The sequence below is a fragment of the Kutzneria sp. NPDC051319 genome, from assembly GCF_040682195.1.
Taxonomy (GTDB): Bacteria; Actinomycetota; Actinomycetes; order Mycobacteriales; family Pseudonocardiaceae; genus Kutzneria.
This window is the reverse complement of sequence record NZ_JBFBAM010000003.1, coordinates 216,059-234,749: the sequence shown is the minus strand read 5'-3', so window position 1 is coordinate 234,749 and position 18,691 is coordinate 216,059. Positions and strand designations below refer to the sequence as shown.

Annotated in this window: 14 protein-coding genes; 5 read left to right on the top strand and 9 right to left on the bottom strand. The window is 71.6% G+C overall.

From position 1 onward, the window contains the following. Window positions 1–17: 17 nt before the first annotated feature. Together AB0M73_RS04610 and AB0M73_RS04605 are read left to right on the top strand one after the other, a co-directional pair. The gene (locus AB0M73_RS04610; RefSeq protein WP_363886748.1) at window positions 18–1,211 is read left to right on the top strand and encodes a hypothetical protein; all 1,194 of its coding nucleotides are present in this window, start codon (window positions 18–20) and stop codon (window positions 1,209–1,211) included. Next, complete coding sequence (locus tag AB0M73_RS04605; protein WP_363886899.1) at window positions 1,211–4,795, top strand: glycosyltransferase; 3,585 nt, start codon at window positions 1,211–1,213, stop codon at window positions 4,793–4,795. Before AB0M73_RS04610 ends, AB0M73_RS04605 begins: the two co-directional genes overlap by 1 nt. Here AB0M73_RS04605 and AB0M73_RS04600 read toward each other — a convergent pair. The 3 genes from AB0M73_RS04600 to AB0M73_RS04590 are packed head-to-tail and all read right to left on the bottom strand — an operon-like array spanning window position 4,792 to window position 9,066. Beyond that, window positions 4,792–6,720 (bottom strand): glycosyltransferase, encoded by a 1,929-nt coding sequence (locus tag AB0M73_RS04600; RefSeq protein ID WP_363886746.1) that lies wholly within the window; start codon window positions 6,718–6,720, stop codon window positions 4,792–4,794. The genes AB0M73_RS04605 and AB0M73_RS04600 overlap by 4 nt on opposite strands. Then, window positions 6,717–7,721, bottom strand: a complete 1,005-nt coding sequence (locus AB0M73_RS04595; protein ID WP_363886744.1) for a hypothetical protein — start codon at window positions 7,719–7,721, stop codon at window positions 6,717–6,719. The genes AB0M73_RS04600 and AB0M73_RS04595 overlap by 4 nt, the downstream gene beginning before the upstream one ends. A gap of 25 nt (window positions 7,722–7,746) precedes the next feature. Next, window positions 7,747–9,066, bottom strand: a complete 1,320-nt coding sequence (locus AB0M73_RS04590) for a hypothetical protein (RefSeq protein WP_363886742.1) — start codon at window positions 9,064–9,066, stop codon at window positions 7,747–7,749. Between the two features lie 448 nt (window positions 9,067–9,514). Here AB0M73_RS04590 and AB0M73_RS04585 point away from each other — a divergent pair, with 448 nt between their 5' ends. Next, window positions 9,515–9,892 carry a hypothetical protein gene (locus AB0M73_RS04585; RefSeq protein ID WP_363886740.1) on the top strand — a complete coding sequence of 126 codons (378 nt, stop codon included), beginning with the start codon at window positions 9,515–9,517 and terminating at the stop codon, window positions 9,890–9,892. 577 nt (window positions 9,893–10,469) lie between these two features. Here AB0M73_RS04585 and AB0M73_RS04580 read toward each other — a convergent pair. Further along, window positions 10,470–11,201 (bottom strand): GNAT family N-acetyltransferase, encoded by a 732-nt coding sequence (locus tag AB0M73_RS04580; protein ID WP_363886739.1) that lies wholly within the window; start codon window positions 11,199–11,201, stop codon window positions 10,470–10,472. A gap of 58 nt (window positions 11,202–11,259) precedes the next feature. Here AB0M73_RS04580 and AB0M73_RS04575 point away from each other — a divergent pair, with 58 nt between their 5' ends. Together AB0M73_RS04575 and trxA are read left to right on the top strand one after the other, a co-directional pair. Further along, window positions 11,260–11,661, top strand: coding sequence for a MerR family transcriptional regulator (locus tag AB0M73_RS04575; RefSeq protein WP_052395421.1), 402 nt, complete (start codon window positions 11,260–11,262; stop codon window positions 11,659–11,661). Then, window positions 11,616–11,972: a thioredoxin gene (gene trxA / locus AB0M73_RS04570; RefSeq protein WP_052395422.1), complete on the top strand. Its 357-nt coding sequence runs from the start codon at window positions 11,616–11,618 to the stop codon at window positions 11,970–11,972. Before AB0M73_RS04575 ends, trxA begins: the two co-directional genes overlap by 46 nt. Here trxA and AB0M73_RS04565 read toward each other — a convergent pair. The 5 genes from AB0M73_RS04565 to AB0M73_RS04545 form a co-directional block, all read right to left on the bottom strand. Further along, window positions 11,918–13,606, bottom strand: a complete 1,689-nt coding sequence (locus AB0M73_RS04565) for a multicopper oxidase family protein (protein ID WP_363886737.1) — start codon at window positions 13,604–13,606, stop codon at window positions 11,918–11,920. The two genes, trxA and AB0M73_RS04565, sit on opposite strands and share 55 nt — an antisense overlap. A 69-nt stretch (window positions 13,607–13,675) precedes the next feature. After that, a complete protein-coding gene (locus AB0M73_RS04560) occupies window positions 13,676–14,341 on the bottom strand; it encodes a response regulator transcription factor (protein WP_363886735.1) in 666 nt (221 codons plus the stop codon). Beyond that, the gene (locus AB0M73_RS04555; RefSeq protein ID WP_363886732.1) at window positions 14,338–15,420 is read right to left on the bottom strand and encodes a sensor histidine kinase; all 1,083 of its coding nucleotides are present in this window, start codon (window positions 15,418–15,420) and stop codon (window positions 14,338–14,340) included. Before AB0M73_RS04555 ends, AB0M73_RS04560 begins: the two co-directional genes overlap by 4 nt. Before the next feature lie 82 nt (window positions 15,421–15,502). Then, window positions 15,503–17,299: a gamma-glutamyltransferase family protein gene (locus tag AB0M73_RS04550; protein ID WP_363886729.1), complete on the bottom strand. Its 1,797-nt coding sequence runs from the start codon at window positions 17,297–17,299 to the stop codon at window positions 15,503–15,505. A 7-nt stretch (window positions 17,300–17,306) separates the two neighbouring features. After that, window positions 17,307–18,620, bottom strand: coding sequence for a UDP-glucose/GDP-mannose dehydrogenase family protein (locus tag AB0M73_RS04545; protein ID WP_363886727.1), 1,314 nt, complete (start codon window positions 18,618–18,620; stop codon window positions 17,307–17,309). Between the last annotated feature and the right edge of the window lie 71 nt (window positions 18,621–18,691).

Sequence of the window (18,691 nt, the reverse complement as noted above, 5' to 3'; positions counted from 1 at the left end):
GATCCGGAGGTTTGGGGATGTCCTGGCAAGAGGAGCTGCAACAGCTCGACAGCGAGCTGGCCCAGGGCCGGGTGACTCCAGAGGATTACCGTCTACGCCGCGACCAGCTGCTCGGCGTGGCCCAGGGTCAGCCGCCGCAGACGCCGCCGGGCGGTCAGCCCCAGCAGCCGGCCGAGCCTCAGCAGCCGCAGAGCAGCCCGTTCGGCCAGCCGTTCCGCTGGCAGCCGCCGTCCAACCAGCAGCAGAGCCAGACGCCGCCGGAGACGCCGTCGGAGAGCACCCAGGTGCTGCGGCCCATCACCGACCAGCCGGCCGGCGACAACGCGGAGCGCACGCAGGTGGTGCGCAACACCGGCGGTGACCACGCCGAGCGCACCCAGGTGGTGCCCAACGCCGGCGGCTTCGTGCCGGGCCCGCAGACCCCGCCGCCGTGGCAGGCCATGCCCCAGCAGCCGAGCATGGGCGGCGGCCAGCCGCAGGAGTACGGCGCGGCGCCGTGGAGCAACGAGCTGCCGCCGGACTTCGGCAAGGCCAGCTGGCCGCTGCAGGGTCCCGAGGTGTTCGACAGCGGCAAGCGCGGCAACAAGACCGGCAAGATCATCGCGATCTCGGTGGCCATCGTGCTGGTGCTCGGCCTCGCGGCCGGCATCTACTTCTTCACGGCCGGCTCGAAGACCGACGCCACCACCACGACGTCGACCAGCGCGAAGCCGACGACCACCACCTCGGCCCCGCCGCCGCTGCCCACGGGCCCGTTCGTCCAGGTGCCGGGCAAGCAGGTCTACAACGTCAACTACTCCATCGCCGACGCGGTGACCAACCACGCGCCGACGGAGCAGGAAGTCGCCATCCTCAAGCAGAACGGCGCCATCCAGGTGGCCGGCGTGGTGACCCAGAACGACGCCATGCACGAGGGCATCTGGGCGTTCCAGGCCGGCACCGGCGCCGACCCGAAGGCGATCCTCAACGCGATCGACAACTTCTACGCCCAGTCCAAGTACCAGCAGGTGACCACCGGCATCCCGACCGGCGTCACCGCCCGGACCCTGCCGGCCAGCGGCCCGGACGGCCAGACGGCGTTCCGCGCGCACTACATCACCAACGGCTACATTGTCCGGGTCGAGGCCTACGGTCCCGACGCGGCGGCCGCCGAGAAGGCGTTCCGGGACCTGCTCAAGACCGAGACGCAGAAGTACGCGCCGACGCCGTGATGTCGGACGAGGTCGGCTACGCCGACGGCGCGGAGTCCGAGGTCCTGCTCGCGCTGAAGGCCGCCGAGGACATCAGCGCGGGTTCGACGGAGCTGGCGGCCAAGGTCGACTCCTGGGAGACGGCCTACCACTTCTCGCCGCAGCGGCTGGCCCTGTTGGCGCCGCTGCGGCTGCGGCCGGACCTGCGCGCGGTGGACCTGGGCTGTGGCACGGGCGTGCTGACCCGTGCCCTCGGCGAAGCCGGCCTGGACGTGCTCGGCATCGAGGGCACGGAGGACCGTGCGGCGGCGGCGCGGGAGCGCTGCCGTGACCTGCCGAACGTGCGGATCGTGCGCGGCGAGATCGAGAGCCAGCTGGCGGCCACCAGCGGCGTGGATCTGGCCGTGTTGTGTGGCGTGCTGGAGTACAGCACCCGCTTCGGCGCCGGCCCGGAGCGGCTGCTCGACGGCGTCCGGCGGACGCTGTCCGAGCGGGGCGTTGTCGCGCTGGCCATCGAGAACCGGCTCGGTGTCGGCTATCTGCTGGGCCGGCCGGAGGATCACCACAGCAAGTCCTGGGTGGGCATCGCCGACTACCCGGGCAGTCAGCCGCAGGCTCGCACCTGGACCCGGCGGAAGCTGGCGTCGCTGCTGGCCGACGCGGGGCTGACGGCTCAGCGCTGGCTGCTGCCGTACCCGGACTACAAGCTGCCGCGTGTCGTGCTGAACACGGCGTTGTTCGATCGGCCGGACGCCGAAGAGCTGGTGGAGAAGCTGGTTCGCGACCCGCTGCGCGGCGCGTTCGGCGGCGGCCTCATGGTCTCGCCGGCCCGCGAGCTGCACAGTGCGGCGGTGGCCGAGGGCTTCGGGATCGAGGTCGCGCCGTCGTTCCTGGTGCTGGCGTCGGCGTCCGAGGAACCGCTGGACGAACTGCTGGACCCGAGCCTGGCCTGGCTGGTCAACGCCGGCCGCCGGCCGGAGTGGCGGCGCACCCGGGCGCTCGGCCGCGACCTTGTGCTGACGTCGAACACCGCCGGCAGCGTGCGGCGTGACTGGCTGCGGCAGCAGAAGGCCGCCACCGAGTCGTGGCTGCCCGGCCGCCCGCTCGACGCGGTGATGCTCGATGCCATGCGCACGGGCGAGCTGGCGGAACTCCGCCGGTTGGCCTTGCTGTGGCAGCAAACCGTGCTGGCCGAGGCGCGACCGCTGGCCGCGGACGACGACCGGCATCCGTATCTGCCGGGCCGTGCCGATGTGGCGGTTCTGCCGCCGGATCACCTGGACGTGCACCCGGGCAACTTGATCCTCGCGCCGGACGGCAGCGTCGGACGCGTCGACCGCGAGTGGCTGGCCGGCACTGGCGTGGACGCGGAGCTCGCGCAGCTGCGGTCGCTGCTGGAGCTGGCCAACGATCTCTACGACACCGGCTCGCCGCACGTCTGGGGCCACGAGGCCACCGTCCGCGATCTCGTGCGGGGCCTCGCCGATCTGGTCGGTCTCGTGGCGGCCGCCGACGAGCGCTGGACGGAACTGGTCGAGGCCGAGGGCGAACTCCAGTGCCTGGTGGCCGGCACGCCGGCGGAGGCGACGGTCAGGTCGCTGCACGAGCGGGCGAGCCAACCCCCGCGATCGCCGCTGTGGGCGGTCGAGGGCGGCCTCGACCGGATCGTCGCCGATCTCGACCACCGCCAGGCGCTCGAAAACCACATCAAGGCGTTGGAGCAAGGCCTCGACGACGTCAATGCCGATCTCGACCGGCACCGGCAGGCGCTGGACGACAAGCAGGCGCACGCCGAGGAGCTGACCGGCCGCCTCGGTGTCTCCCAGCAGGAGCTGTCCGTCGCGCGGGCCGAGTCGGCGCGGTTGGACCGGCGGCTGGGCATGGTGTTCGCGGAGCTGGCGGACGCGGCGCTGGAGGCCGAGTGGTCACAGGCCCGGGCCGGGGAGCTGGAGCAGCAGGCGGCGGCCGTGGCCGATCGGCTGGCGAAGACGCGGGCGCGGCTGGATGCGCTGGAGGGCGCCAAGATCGTGCGGGCGGCGCACCGGTATCTGTGGCCGTCGGCGCGGATTGCGCGTGGCGTAAGGGATATCGCGCTGGGGCGGGCCGGGGACGAAGGCGATGCCGTGCTGCGGCGGTCGGGTCCGCTGGCCGGTGTGTTCGGGGCGCGCATGCGTGAGTCGGCGCGGCCGAAGCGCGAGGCGGAACTGCACTACCTGGTGAACGTGCCGGAGAAGCCGGTCGCGGTCGGCCGCGGACAGGTCGTGGACCTGGACGGCTGGGTGGTCAACGCCGGCATCGCGGTGAAGGACGTCCGGGTGCTGTTCGAAGGCGCCTGGCACGCGGCGAGCCTGGGCCACGCGCGGCCGGATGTTGTTGCGGCGCTGGGGCCTTCGGTCGTCCGCACGCCCGAGGGCTGTGGCTTCCGGGTCCGGCTGTCGCTGACGCGGATCGATGCGCCGGTGGACAAGCCGCTGGTGCTCGGCGTGCTGCTGGTGGACGGAACCCTGCTGCGGCGCGAACTTCCGCCGCTGCGGCTGGTGCCGTCCATTGTGGACCCGGTGGCAGTGTCGTGGCCCGGCAAGGGCCAGAAGGTCGCGGTGTGCATGGCGACCTACCGGCCGGATCCGGCTTTTCTGGCCGCGCAACTGGATTCGATCCGGGCCCAGACCCATGACAACTGGGTGTGCGTGCTCAGCGACGACAACTCCGGCCCCGAGTCGGTGGCGGTGATCCGCCGGTTGATCACCGGCGACGACCGGTTCGTGCTGGTGGAGCACGAGGACAACGTCGGCTTCTACGCCAACTTCGAGCGTGCGCTGGCCGCCGCGCCGTCCGATGCCGACGCGGTCGCGCTGGCCGACCAGGACGACGTGTGGGATCGGGACAAGCTGGCCACGCTGCTGTCCGCGCTGGAGAACCACGGGCTCGCCTACTCGGACATGCGCCTGGTGGACGAGCACGACACCGTCGTCGCCGGCTCGTTCTGGCAGGACCGCCGCAACCAGTGGACGGACCTGGAGGCGTTGCTGCTGCTCAACACCGTCACCGGCGCGTCGAGCCTGGTGGACGGCCGGACGCTGCGCGAGCTGGTGCTGCCGTTCCCGCCGGGCACGCCGTCGGCGTTCCATGACCAGTGGATCGCGGCGACGGCGCTGGCCGACAGCAAGCTGGCGTTCGTGGACCGTGCCCTGTATTCGTACCGGCAGCACGGGCAGGCCGTGACCGGCCATCGCCAGGAACGGCTGGACAAGGGCCTGCCCGGTCGCCTCGGCCTGGCCCTGCTGGCGTTGGGGCGCAACGAGGTGCTGACCGCCGAGCAGGAAAATCAGCTGGAAGCCGTGGCCGAGTACGAGCTGCGCCGGGTCGCCCAGTTCGCCTCGACGCTGCTGCTGCGCGTGGACAGCATGACGGCCGAGGACCGCGAGCGGCTCACCGAGCTGAGCGAGGTCGAGCACCGCCGCGCGCCGCTGCTGAAGCTGGCCGCCCGCTCCCGCGAGGAAACGGCTGGCGCGGAACGGTTCCTGCTCAGCGCGGCGCTGCGCTGGCACGCGCTGCGCAAGTCACGGGCGAAGATCCCGCCGCTGGCGCAGCCGAGCATCGACTAACCAACCGCGCTCGGCAGCGCCCCGCAGTCGACGATCACGCCCTCCATCTCGGCGCGGAACGCCGCGGCGGAGAACTTGGTCCGGCACACCTCGACCAGCGCCTGCTGGATCTCGGTCCACAGCACGTCGTCGGTGAGCATGCGGTCGCACAGCTCGACGATCTCGGCCGGCGACTCGCCGACCAGGTGCCGGGCCATCCAGCCCAGGTGCAGGCCCTCGCCGCCGACCGGCGTGGTGACGAACGGCAGGCCGGCGGCCATCGAGTCGACGAACTTGATCTTCACGCCGGCGCCGTAACGCATCGGCACCACGTGCAGGCGGGCCTTGGACAGCCAGACACCGGGGTCCGGGACCTTGCCCAGCACCTCGATGTCGTTGCGCGCCAACGCCCGCACCGCCGGCGACGGGTCGGCGCCGATGACCCGCAGCAGCAGGCCGGGATGCCGCCGCGACAGCTCCGGCAGCACGTCGTCGACCAGCTCCAGCACGGCGAACTCGTTGGGCGTGCGCGGCGTGTTGTCGAAGCCGCCGAAGAACGCCAACCCCTGCCGGCCGTCGAGACCGGGGACGTCGCCGGGCAGGTTGGCCGGGTAACAGGCGACGTGCACGGAGGTGTCGGGCGCGATGCCGCGGGCCCAGCGCGCCTCCTCCTCGCTCACGCAGACCGCCACATCGGCCCAGTTGAAGGCGTGTTCCTCCTGGTCACGCAGGTGCCGCGCCTCGATCGCCAGGCGTCGGCGCTCGGCCGAGGTCAGCGCCGTCTCGAAGTACTGGCCGGGGCGGCGGTAGAACAGCGCCTCGGAGTCGTAGACCTTGACCGCCTGCGGCTGCGACTTGGAGATCGTCAGGCCGGCCTGGGCGAAGTTGTGCGGCCGGAACACCACGACCACGTCGTACAGGCCGGCCCGCTCGGCCGACCAGCGCCGTGCGTCGGTGACGCCCCAGACGACCTCGATCCCCTTGGCCTGCAAGGCCGGCGCGTACTCCTCGGCCCGTTCGGGCGAGTGCGCGTAGAAGGTGACGCGGGCGTTCGGGTCGGCCAGCCGCCACGCGTCGACGACCGCCATCGTGCGGGGGTCGCCGCGGCCGCGGTCGGCCTGCGGCACGCGGTCGTCGATCAGCAGCACCCGATAGCCGGCATTGCGGTCACGCAGCCAGTACTTGTGGTGCTCACGCTCCGGCTCGTCCAGGCCGACGACGTCCGGCCGGTCGGCCAGCTCCTGCGGCCAGCGGCGCGTGAACACCTTGTGGTTGAGCCGCATCAGCTCCATGGCCCGGTCGGTGGTGCTGCTGCCGTGCCGGGCGTGCACCACCCGCGACCGCGGGTCCAGCCACACCGTCCAGCCCAGCGACTTGAGCTGGACCTGAAGGTCGACGTCCTCGAAGTAGGCGATCTCGTAGTCGGCGCTGAAGCCGCCGGCCTGGTGGAAGGCGCTGCGGCGCATCAGCAGGCAGGCCGCCGAGGCGTAGTCCACCTGGCGCGCGAACATCTCCTGCTCGGGGCCGTCCCAGGCCCGGCACCAGCCGTCGCCGCCGATGACGCTGCCGGCTTCCTGCACGGTGCCGTCGGTGTTGAGCATGACGGGCGCGACCGCGGCGATCTCCGGCCGCGCGTCGAGCACCTCCAGCAACGGCTCCAGCCAGCCCTCGGTGACCTCGACGTCGGCGTTGAGGAAGCACACCAGTTCGGTCTTGGCGTGCCGCACGGCCAGGTTGCAGCCGGCGCCGAAGCCGAGGTTGCGGTCCATGCGCAGCACGGTCGCGCCGGTGAGGTTCGCGGCCAGCCACTCGCCCGTGCCGTCGGGCGACGCGCTGTCCGCGACGATCACCTCGTACGGCTGCGGGGTGTGCTCGGCCAGCTTCTTCAGGCAGTCCACGACCAGCTGGCGGCCCCCGTAGGAGACCAGGACGAACGTGATCCTCATGCCCGCCTGATCTTCCCGTAGGTCTCACGCAGCGGCTGCGACCAGCGCAGCAACTTGGTCTGCCGCAACGCGTTCAGCTCGCGGTGGTCCTCGGCCGCGCGGGCCAGCGCCTCGCGGTGCAGGTGGCACTCGTGCTCCAGCTCGGCCCGCAGCCGCTCGACGGCCTCGGAGTCGTCGGCCGCCATCAGCTTGTCCACGAGGACCTGCCGCTCGTGCAGCATGCGGTGGCGCTGCCGGGCGTGGGCGTGTCGCAGTGCGGCGTTTTCGGCGGCCAGGTCGGCGATCCGCCGCTTGAGGTCGCCGCCGCGCTCGACCAGCGCCCGCTCGGCCGCCTCGGCGAAGGCGTCGATCTGCGCCCGCGCTTCCCGGGCCAGCACACGGACGTCGATGATCGGGCCCGTCACGGCCGTGCCCAGCGCGGCGGCCGCGGCGGCGACGTACGGGTCTTCGGTGACGACCTTGCGCGCCGAGGCGATCGCCGCAAGCTTGTCCTCGAAGACCACGTCCGCCGGCAGCTCGATGCCGTCCGGGCCGATGACGTAGTCGTCCTCGGGCAGCTCCCCGAGCTGGCGCAGCTGAAGCGTCCGGGCGTTGAGGACTTCCGCCGGCACCAGGCCGTCGGCCAACACCGCGAGATTGGTCGTGACGGTGGGCCGGTCCATGGTGAAGAACGCCTCGGCCCGCGCGGTGCCGTACAGCGCGGTCAGGTTGGTGTCACGGGTGAAGGTCGCGCACAGGATGCTCAGGTGCGCGGCGTCGTCGATCTGCCGCAGGCGCTCGGGCGTGGGCTCGCCCAGCGGCTCCGCGATCAGGCCGCCGTCCGACACCGAGGGCCGGCTCCAGCCGAGCGGGGCGTAGTGCGTGACGCGCCAGCCGGGCAGCCGCGTCAGCAGCTCGCGTTCCAGCACCCGGGGCACCACCTGGTCGCCGAGCCCCGGTAGGTCGCTGCTGCCCCACAGGGCGATGGCGCCGACGGTGGTCGGTCGGGACTCTGCACGCACGTCGGGCACTGTACCGAGTGGCCTTTCAGCGTTTGGGATGCGCGGCCAACTGCTGGAGGATCGGGTCGAGCACCGAGGGCTGGGTCAGCGGGCTGATGCCGGACGCCAGGTTTCGCTCGACCACCTCCAGCACCACGGTGTCGCTGTCCACCATGCGCTGCGCCTCGGCGTTCGGGTCCTGCTGCACGACGGCGCTCGGGGCGAGGGTGATGTCGGCGAAGGTGGCGGCCAGGAACGGCGCCGCGTAGTTGGTGAACGAGTCCGTGACCATCGTGGTCTTGCCGGCGACCATGCCGTTGACCGGGTTGTCGGTGCGGAAGGCCAGGACGTTGTGGGTGTCGAACGGCCCCTGCTGGGTGCGGTCGACGCCGCCGTCCGGGGCCAGCCGGTAGGTGTGGCTGCTCTCCGTGCCGGTGCGGGCCAGCATCGGCGGCAGGTCCGCCGAGCCGTCCACCTTGGCCCCCTCGGTGACCCGCCACGGCACGTCGATGCCGGGGCTGATGGCGCCGGCCAGGGCCCGGGTCATGATCAGGCCGCCGGCGTAGGTCCAGTGCGTGTCCTGCGGGTAGTAGACCGAGGAGCCCAGGCGGGCCAGGGCCGGCCGCAGGTCCACGGCGCCGGCCTCGGCCGTCACCTGGGGCCAGAACTTCGCGCTGAAGGCCAGGGCGCAGGACTTGCCCGGGTACTGGTCGGGCAGGTTCTCCGGCACCGCCGTCGACTTGTCCGGCGGGACCAGCAGCACGAACCTGCGGCCGGACTGCTCGACCGCCTTGCGCAGCTTGACCAGGCTGGAGATGACGGTGTCGAGCGGCTGCTGCGGCTGGCACTTGCCCTGCGTGTCGTAGCCGAAGTACAGCCAGTTGTTCTTGCCTTCGATCACCCGGGGATAGCCCGCGATCGGCGGCGGCTCGTTGTCCAGCGGCGACGAGCCCGGCACCGGCGGGGTGACCGTCGGCGGCGGCCCCGCGGCGATCGGCCCGCTGGACGGCTGTGACGGGTCCCCGCTGTCCTGGTTCGGCGGCTCGCCGAAGATCGAGCGGCTGATGCCGTCGGTCAGCTTGATCGCCTGTTCGCGGAAGGACAGGTGGTCGGTGGCCCAGGGGCCGAGCTCGGTGAAGAAGGACCAGCCGTCGCTCACGCCGGGGAACGGGTGCAGCGCTCGGTTCTCGATCGACGGCGGCGTGCCGAACAGGGTCAGGCCGAACAGCGGTGTCACGAAGAAGACCACCGCGCAGACCAGGGCGAACCGCTGCTTGCCGTGTCGGGGACGGTAGAGCGGGTGATCATCCGGCAGCCAGGACTCATGTCGTCCGATCGGCTGCGTGTCCTCGCCCAGGTCCCCCACGGCCTGCACACTAACCCAGTGCCCGTCGCCACCGTGGCCGTCTGCGGTGACCCACCGCACGGGGCGTTCTCCCGTGCAGATGACACCGCTACAGCCCCTTGTCGAAGGTCACGTATTTCTCACAAATATGTGATCCCGATCACTTCAGAATGGGTTCAGCTGCCCAGCGTGACAGGACACGGTCAAGACGGTACGAGCGTGTTACACACAGTATTTAACTGTGAATCTGTTAAGGACGACTGTATTCCCCAAACGGGTGAATCCCTGTCACCTTGATAACGCAGGTTCGCCGGGGCCAAGGGGCCGGCGAAGGTGGGGGCGGAACACCTTGGAGGCAGCTGTGGCGTTGCAGGTGGCGGCGTTGGTTGCGGTCGGTCTCGTGCTGTTGGTCCGCGTCGTGGTCGCGAGTTACGACCGCCCGTCCAACCCGTCCGACCGGTAGCCGAGCATGGACGGCGTCCTGGGCAAGCTCGCCGAGCTGCGCGACCGTGGCTTCCAGTTCATGAACATCCCCGACGAGGACGGCCACCTCGACCGCATCATGGGCTACCGCCAGCTCCGCGGCTTCGTCGACACCATCCTGTTCCGCTCCGAGGACGACGCCAAGGCCGGCCGCATGCCCGCCGTGCACGACTCCGCCCAGCCCGGCAAGGCCGTCTGGCTCTTCGAGGGCAGCCTGGCCGAGGCCATCGACCGCCTCCTGGAGCTCCCCGCCCCCGGCACCCCGTCCGCGCCCACCCTGGCCGGCCCGTCCGCCGCGCCGGACCTCGTGCCCGCCAAGGTCAACCCCTTCCGCATCTGGACGGCCCAGGAGGGCATCGCCTGACGCTAGGTTCTGCGGCATGTCTTCTGGGCAGGTGCCGCTGTGGGTGCCGGTGGTGGTGGCGTTGCTGGGGCTCGGGGGTGTGCTGGGGGCGCAGCTGATCGCGGGCTGGCGGGAGGATCGGCGGTGGCGCCGGGAGACCGAGCGGGAAGAGCTGCGGTGGCGCCGGGAGCGGGAGAAGGACCGGGAGAACCGTAGCTACGAGGGCCGGGCCAACGCGTACGCCGAGGTGATCGGGGCGGTGGAGGCGTTCGACTGGGTGCTGTACGACGCCCGGCGGACGCTGCGCGAGGGCGGGACGGTGGACGAAGCGGCGGCGGCTGATCTGCGGAAAGTGGCGGCGCAGGCGCGGAGCTCGCTGGGGGCGGTGAACGTGCACGCGCCGGAGCGGATCAGGGCGATGCTGCGGGAGTCGCTGGTGCGCCGGTCGACGCTGGCGACGAAGCTGCTGGTCAACCGGCACGGCGAGGAGGAGCGGACGCTGTGGCGGGAGGCCCAGCGGGAGTACAAGGTCATGCGCCGGGCCATGCGCGAGGACCTGGGCCTGGACGCGGAGGCGCTGCTGGGGGCGGGAAAGCCGTCAGCGGGAGATGTGCAGGACGCGCCCGGTGATCTCGAAGCCGACACGGGTGTAGACGCGGGTGGCGTTGTCGTCGGCGGCCATCAGGAACGGGTGCCGGGCGCCGATGTCGTGGGCGACCTGGACGAGCCGGTGGGTGATCAGGGCGGCGATGCCCCGCCGGCGCCACGAAGGGACGACGCCGATGCCGGCTAGCTCGGCGACGCCGTCGATGGGCACGGTGATGAGCCCGCCGCCGACGGGTTCTCCGTCCATGGAGCGGGCCAGCAGGGCGTAGCCGCCGCGGTCGCGGGATCCCTTGTGGCTGGCCAGATCCGCCTCGGTGGGCGGCGGCTCGCCGTAGGCCAGGTTCAAAGCGGTGGCCATGGCCAGTACGGTGTCGTCGGAGTCGGCGGCGACCAGCTCCACACCGGCCACGGCCGGTGGCTCGATCAGGGTCGGCACGGTCATCACGGGCAGCAGGCCCTCTTCGACGAAGCCGGCCCGCTCCAACGCGGACCGCACCGACGGGCAGGCGCTGGGCAGGTACTCCAGCCGCGGTGTGCGGCCCCGTGCCTCGAAGGCGGCGATCAGCGCGGCGACGTCCTCGGCGGTGGGCCGGGCGTTGTCGTCGGGCACGGCGTAGTTGCGGTAGGGATTGTCGCTGGTCTCGGAGAATCCGACGGTGAAAGGGCCGACACGGACCGGGTCGCGGCGGCCGGCGCGCAGGTAGGCGGCGATCTCGATGCTCATCAAGTCCAGAGTATGAACGCTGGCCTTCACGTCGGCGTCAAGGTTTACGGTCGTCAGCATGCGCATCGGCGAGCTGGCGGACCGGGCCGGAACCACGACCCGCTCGCTCCGCTACTACGAGGAGCAGGGCCTGCTGCCGGCCCGCCGCACGGCCAACGGCTACCGCGAGTACGACGAGGACGACCTGCGGGCGGTGAACGAGATCCGCTCGCTGCTGGCCATCGGCTTCGCGCTGGAGGACACGAGGCCGTTCGTGGAGTGCCTGCGGGCGGGCAATCCGACGGGCGACGTGTGCCCGGCCTCGGTGGCGGTGTACCGCCGCAAGCTCGACGAACTGGACGACTGCATCGCCCGGCTGCAGGCGGTGCGGGCGCAGGTCGCCGCCGCGGTCGAGCGCAACCAAGGGGAGGACTCATGCTGCAAGAGGTCACCGACGCGGACTTCGCGGACCGGGTGCTGACCAGCGACAAGCCGGTGCTGGTGGAGTTCTGGGCGACGTGGTGCGGCCCGTGCCGCATGGTGGGACCGGTGTTGGAGCGCATCGCCGACGAGCACCCGGAACTGACGATCGTGAAGATGGACCTGGACGCCAACCAGGCCACGGCCCGCGCCCACCAGGTGATGGCGGCGCCGACGATGCTGCTGTTCCAGGGCGGCGAGGTGATCGCGACGATCGTCGGCGCGAAGCCCAAGGCCGCCCTGGAGCGGCAGCTGTTTCACTCCGGGTTGTTGCCGTCGCCGACCACGAACGGCGTCGTGACGTCGGTGTAGGCCAGGTGCATCACCATGCCGATCTTGGCGTGGCCGAGGTTGTGGCAGTGATCCATCCAGATCCCGGGGTTGTCGGCCTTGAACGCCACCGTGACCGACTCCCCGGGTTGCACCGAGACGGTGTCCAGCCACACCGGGCTGCCCGCTGACGCGACGCCGTCCCGGGACAGCACCAGCACTTCGTGTCCGTGCAGGTGCATCGGATGCTCGCCGAGGCTGAGGTTGCGGAACGTCACCCGCACCGTGTCACCCTCGCTGACCATCAGCATCGGGGCGTCGGGGAACACCCCGCCGTTCATCGTCCACTTGAATCCCGACGCCCCGATGCCCTGGTCCAGGTCGACCGTGTAGTCACGGTTGTAGTTCGTGCCAAGGGAAACCGGTGCCGGCCTGCCGTAGTGCATCAGGTCGACCTCGGGCCCGGGCGCCGAGGCGTCCACAGTGGAACGCCCGTCGGGGCTGAGCACGTACGCCGGCGAGTCCTCGCCGACCAGCGACACCCGGACGGGATGGTTCGGCATGGTCAGTTGGATGTCGGCCCGCCCGCCGCCGCCGATCGGGACCGTCTGATCGGTCAGCTCCCCCGGCTCGTGCAGGTCGTTGCCGTCGACGGCGGCCAGCTGCCACGGCGAGCCGGTGACGTGCACACTGTCCACCTCGGAGTCGGTGTTCACGACCCGCACCCGCACCGAGGAACCGGCCTTGACCGGGCGGATCTGCACGCCTGGGTTGTCGCCGAAGGACAGCTTGTCGCCCCAGGTGTGGATCGACAGCGCCTGGTCGACGTCGGCCACCGGCCCGGTCCGAGGCTCCACGACCAGCAGCCCGAACATGCCCCGGACCACCTCGTCCTTGGTGTCCTCGTGCGAGTGGTACCAGTAGGTGCCGACCTGGTTGACCTGGAACCTGTACTCGAAGCTGCCGCCCGGTTTCACGGCGTCCTGGGTGATGCCGGCGACACCGTCGTAGGCGTTGGGCACGTCCAGGCCGTGCCAGTGGATGGTCACCGGCGTCGAAGGGGTCCGGTTGACCAGGGTCGCGTCCAGCACGTCGCCCTGCCGGAGATGGATCTCGCTGGGGTTGAAGGAGTATCGGTCGCCGTTCTGAACGGCGGTGATGGTGATCTTCTTGACCGGCCCGGTGGTCGGCGAACCGGTCAGCTGGGTGACGCTGCGCATGGCCATGCCGGGCATCGCCGGCATGCCCATGTTCATCGTCGTCGGCGTGGCCGAGGCGGGAATCCAGACCGCGACACCGAGGCCTGCCAACACAACCAGCGCCACCGGGGCGATCCAGCGTCGCACCGGCAGCACGGTCAGCAGGCCCACCACCGCGAACAGCGCAACGGCGGTCCACTGTGGAATTGCTTGGGGCAGCAGCAGATCCAGCACGAAAGCGGCCGCCGCCGCGACGACGAGCAACTTCTGCCGTTGTGGGAAGGCAAAGGCCACGGCCAGCAACGCCAGGTCCCGCAACGGCCGTAGTGCGAATTCGAAGCCGTAGGTCAGCATCACCACCGCCACGGCGACCTTGAGCACGAGCAGGGCGCCCACGGTCCACTTGCGCCACCGGCGAAGGGCCAGCGCGACGATGAGCAGCAAGGAAGTCAGGAATTCCGCGATAAGTGCGATCACATACACGACGCACAATGCTCACCACGGAAAGCCGTAGCGGCGTCCGCTCACAGGCGGCACCGCGCCGTACTACTCGCGCGGTCGCACGAGCTTCGACTCGTACGCCAGGACGACCAACTGCGCCCGATCCCGCGCGCCGAGCTTGGTCATCACCCGGCTGACGTGCGTACGCGAGGTCGCCGGGCTGATCACCAGGTGCTCGGCGATCTCCTCGTTGGACAACCCGCCCGCGACCAACGCCAACACCTCGCGCTCGCGGTCGGTCAGCTCACGCAGGGCCGACGGGTCGGGGCGGCGGTGCTCGGGCCGGTTGGCGAACTCGGAGATCAGCCGGCGGGTCACGGTCGGCGCGAGCAGCGCCTCGCCGGCGGCGATGACCCTGATGGCGTGCAACAGATCCACCGGCTCGGTGTCCTTCAACAGGAAGCCCGACGCCCCGGAGCGCAGGGCCTCGAACACGTACTCGTCGACGTCGAAAGTGGTCAGCACCAACACCTTCACGCCGGCCAGCGCAGGGTCCGCGGTGATCTGCCGGGTCGCCACGAGTCCGTCCACACCGGGCATCCGGATGTCCATCACGACCACGTCCGGCCGGTGCGCCCGAGCCAGCTCGACGGCCCGCGCGCCGTCGCCGGCCTCGCCGCACACCTCGAACCCGTCCTCGGTCTCCAGCAGCAGCCGGAAACCGGCCCGCACCAGCGCCTGGTCGTCGGCCAGCACCACCCGGACCGTCATAGCGGCAGCTCCGCCCGAACCACGAATCCCCCCTCGTCCCGCGACCGCGCCAGCAGCGTGCCGCCGAGCGCCAGCGCCCGTTCCCGCATGCCGCGAACACCGTTGCCGGGTTCGGTTTCCACCGGGCGACCGTCGTCCTGCACCTCGACGACCAGACTGCCGTCGTCGCGGGAGAACCGCACGCTGACGCTACGCGCCTCCACCGCGTGCCGGACGGTGTTGGTGAGCGCCTCCTGCACGATCCGGTACGCCGTCGAGTCGACGGGGGCCGGCAGCTCCCCGGGATCACCGCTGACCTCGACCGACAGCCCCGCGCCCCGGGCCGAACCGAGCAGTTCGTCGATACGGGCCAGGCTCGGCGCCGGCGCGCGGTCCTCGCCGGAACGCAGCACGCCGAGGGTGGCCCGCAGGTCGACGAGCGCCGCCCGCGACGCCTCCTTGATCGCCAGCAGCGCCTGTTTGGCCTCCTCCGGCCGCCGGTCGGCCACGTGCGCACCCACCCCCGCCTGCACGTTGATCATGGCCAGGCTGTGCGCGACCACGTCGTGCACCTCGCGGGCGATGCGCAGCCGTTCCTCCTCGGCGATCCGACGGGCCCGCTCCTCGAACACCTCGTGCTGCGACCGCCGGCTGGCCCGCACGTTGCGGGCCGCGGTGCCGATGGAGATCGCCACCGGCACGAAGCCCACGTACCGCACGTCGGTGGCGTCCCCGCCGGTGGCGAGCTGCGCCGCCGCGAAGCCGGCGAGCAGCACCAGCCCGGCGATGCTGGACCGGACCGGCCCCACCCGCTTGGCCAGCGCGTACAGGGCCAGCGCCGGGAAGATCGGCGTCGGCGCGCCCTGGTTGTCGGAGTAGAGGTAGCTGAACGCCAGCACGGTCGACAGCGCGTACACCGTGTACGGCCAGCGGTCGCGCCAGAACAGCGGCACCGCGCCGGACAGCATCCAGGCCACGCCGAGCACCGTGAAGTGCACGGTCTGCTCGTGCCAGCGCGAGGTGAAGCCGGCGATCAGCAGGCAGCCGATCGCGAGCGGTATGGGAAGCAGCGCGGCCTTCCTCGCCCGACCGTGTGGCACGCCGCCGACGCTACGACATCGCCCGCCGCCGCGCGTACGTCACGAAGCGGCAATGCGAACTACGTTCCACGTGGAACCTTGATCAGCGCCCGACGGCGTAGCCCTGCATGCCACGGGCGTTGGCCGCGCCGTACAGGAGCCCGGTCGCCGAGTCGCGGGAGACCGCGGACAGCCGCCCCAGCGCCCACTCGCCGGCGTCCACGACGCGGTGCCCACGGGCCTGGAGCTGCTCGAAGGCCTCGGCGCCGAGGCGCGACTCCGCCACCAGCTCGCCGGGCTGCCAGCTGCGCGGATAGAACGAGAGCGGGAACGCGGCCGAGTGCCACATCGGCGCGTCGATCGAGGCCTGGAGGTTCAGCCCGCCCACGGTGTGGGCCAGCCAGAAGCACAGCTGCCACTGGTCCTGCTGGTCGCCGCCGGGCGTGCCGAAGGCCAGCGGCGCGCCGTCGCGCAGGGCCAGCGACGGGCTCAGCGTGGTGCGCGGGCGACGACCGGGCACGAGCGAGGCCGGCAGGCCCTCCTCCAGCCAGAACATCTGGGCCCGGCTGCCGAGCGCGAAGCCGAGCGACGGGATCGTCGGCGAGGACTGGAGCCAGCCGCCGGACGGCGTCACCGAGATGACGTTGCCCCAGCGGTCCACCACGTCGATGTGCACGGTGTCGCCGCGCATCTGGCCGTCGCGGGTCACCGTCGGCTCGCCGACTGCCGCGTTCATCGGCGAGTCGCCGCCGCCGACGCCCCGGCCTTCGGCGATGTACGACGGCAGTCGCGGCGCCCGCCCGCCCGGCGAGCCCGGCCGCAGCTCCAACGACGCGCGGTCGTCGATCAACGCCACCCGGGAGGCGGTGTACTCGGCGGACAGCAGGTCGTCCATCGGCACGTCGGCGCTGTCGCCGTACCAGGCCTCGCGGTCGGCGAAGGCCAGCTTGGCCGCCTCGATGGCCAGGTGCACGGTCTCCGCGGTCGGCACGCCGTCGACGTAGGCCAGCCGGTCCCGCAGCTCATGCAGCATCAACACCTGCTGCGCCAGCGCCGGACCCTGGCTCCACGGTCCGCACTTAGCCAGCGTCCGGTCCCCGACCTGCACGGTCACCGGGTCCTCGTAGGTCGCGGACCAGGTGGCCATGTCCTGCCCGGTGAGCACGCCGGCGTGGTCGCGGCCGGAGTCGTCACGGTGCGGCTTGCGGCTGAACGCCTCGATCTCCGCGGCGACGAACCCCTGGTACCAGGCCCTCCGAGCCGCCTCGATCTGCGCTTCCCGGTCTCCGCCAACGGATTCCGCCTCACGCAGCAGCCGCTCCCAGGTGTCGGCCAGCACCGGGTTGCGGAACAGGGTGCCGGCCTTGGGCACCTCGCCGCCGGGCATCCACAGCTCGGCCGAGGACGGCCAGTGCTCCGTGAACAGCTGCCGCACGCCCTCGATGGTGGCCGGAATCCGCTCCACCAAAGGGAATCCGCCTCGGGCGTAGCCGATGGCGTAGTCCAGCACGTCCCGCAGCGACTTGGTGCCGTGATCCCGCAGCAGCGTCAGCCAGCCGTCCCAGGAGCCCGGCACGACCGCCGCCAGCAGGCCGCTGCCGGGCACCAGGTCCAGGCCCTGGTCCCGGTAGTGCTCGATCGTCGCGCCCCGCGGGGCGACGCCCTGCGCGCACAACACCCGGGGCGTCGGGTCCGCGGCCGTCGCGAAGATCGCCGGCATGTCGCCGCCCGGGCCGACCAGATGCGGCTCCACCACCTGCAACACGAAGCCGGCGGCGACCGCGGCGTCGAACGCGTTGCCGCCGGACTCCAGCACCGCCATGCCGGCGGTGGAGGCGAGCCAGTGGGTGGAGGCGACCATGCCGACCGTGCCGGTCAGCTCCGGGCGAGTCGTGAACATGACCCCATCAGATCACGGCGGCCAGCGAATTTCCCACGTCCAGGTGACCACGGCCGACGCCCCACCAGGTCAGCCCGCAGCGCCGCAGCGCGTCCGGGTCCAGGTGGTTGCGCGTGTCGACGACGACGGAGCCGCTGGCCAGATCGCCGATCCGGGACCAGTCCAGGCCACGGAACTCCGGCCATTCGGTCAGCACCACCACGGTGTCGGCGTCCTTGGCCGCCTCGTACGCGTCCGACACCACCCGGATGCCGTCGACCTCGTGGTCGATGCCCGGGTCGTAGCCGGTGAGCTCGGCGCCCTCGGCCCGCAGCAGGGCGGCCACGGCCAGCGCCGGCGAGTCCCGCAGGTCGTTGGTGCCGGCCTTGAAAGCCAGGCCCAGCAGGCCGATCCGGTGACCGCGCAGCCGTCCGCCGGCCGCCTCGCGGATCTTGGCCACGATCAGCTCGCGCTGGTGGGTGTTGGTGTCGATGGTGGCCTGCAGCAGCGAGAAGTCGTAACCGACCGCCGCCGCGACCTGGAGCAGCGCCTGGGTGTCCTTGGGCAGGCACGAGCCGCCCCAGCCCGGGCCGGGCTGCAGGAAGGACTGGCCGATGCGGCGGTCGTAGCCCATGCCCTCGGTCACGTCGGCGACATCGGCGCCCAGCCGTTCGCACAGCTCGGCGATCGCGTTGACGTACGAGAGCTTCATGGCCAGGAAGCAGTTGGCGGCGTACTTGACCATCTCGGCGCTGGCCGCGTCGGTCAGCACCGTCGGCGCGCCCAGCCGCGCGTACAGGGCGGCGACCCGCTCGGCCGCGTCCTGGATGTCGCAGCCGACCACGATGCGGTCCGGGTTGAGGAAGTCGTGCACCGCCGTGCCCTCACGCAGGAACTCCGGGTTGGACACCACCGGCACGTCCTTGCGCTTGAGCAGGCCGGACACCCGGGCCGCGGTGCCCACCGGCACCGTCGACTTGTTCACCACGATGCTGCCCACCGGGAGCATGGTCCGCACCTCGGAGATCACCGACTCGACGGCGGCGAGGTCGGCGGCGCCGCCCTGGCCCATCGGCGTCGGCACGCACAGGAAAACCACCTCGGCGTCGCCGACCGCGGCCGACGCGCCCACCACGAACTCCAGCCGCCCACCGGCCTGACCCTCCGCGACCAGCTCCGCCAGCCCCGGTTCGAGGATCGTCACCTTGCCGGCCCGCAGCCGCCGCACCTTGGCCACGTCCACGTCCGCGCACACCACGTGGTGCCCGAGCGAGGCCAGACAGGCCCCCGTGGTGAGACCGACGTACCCGGTCCCGATCACCGCGATTCGACGAGCGAACACCTCGCACCACCCCGACCTGGTCGCAGGAGTCTCCGCCGCCGACGTTCGCAGGCCGAGTTGACGGGCCCGCT